1 protein-coding gene is annotated in these 553 nt (G+C 60.8%); it reads right to left on the reverse strand.

What is annotated here, in order from left to right; all coding sequences use genetic code 11:
- A partial coding sequence (locus ACZYGA_RS16960; RefSeq protein ID WP_479399729.1) for a VCBS domain-containing protein occupies positions 1-553 on the reverse strand: 553 nt, incomplete at both ends.

Raw genomic sequence — 553 nt, forward strand, 5'->3', positions numbered from 1 at the left:
TAGCGTACCGCTGGCTTCCAGGGTGGTGTCTTCTTCCACGGCGCCAGAATCGGCCGTGATGACCGGCAGGTCGTCGGTGCCGGTGATAACGATGTCGACCGTGGTGGTCGTCCCATCGCTCAGCTCGACCACAAATGACTGGCTGACAGTATCGCCTGCATCCAGCCCCTGGACGGCAGCGGCTTCGTTATCGAGCGTGTAGGTCCACTCACCTGACTCATTGACGCTGAAAGTGCCGTAATCATCGCTTTGGGAGCCAGCGACCACATCGGTGCTTTCAACATCGACAAGCGTGCCAGAAGCTTCGGTAACGCCATCCTCTGTTACCGCGCCAGAATCACTGCCAACCAGTGTGCCCACGTCATTGCTGGTCGCGGTGTTGCCGGCCGGGTCGGTGACAGTGGCTTCGACGCTGTACTCGCCTTCGCTCAGCGGGGTCTCGGCGTCAACCGTATAGGTGCCGTTCTCGACGGTCGCGGTAACGGTCTGCTCGTTGCCGTCACTGTCGGTGATGAGCAGCGTGACGGTGCTGCCATCTTCGGCATCGGTGGTA

This window comes from Cobetia sp. BL01 (assembly GCF_056493605.1).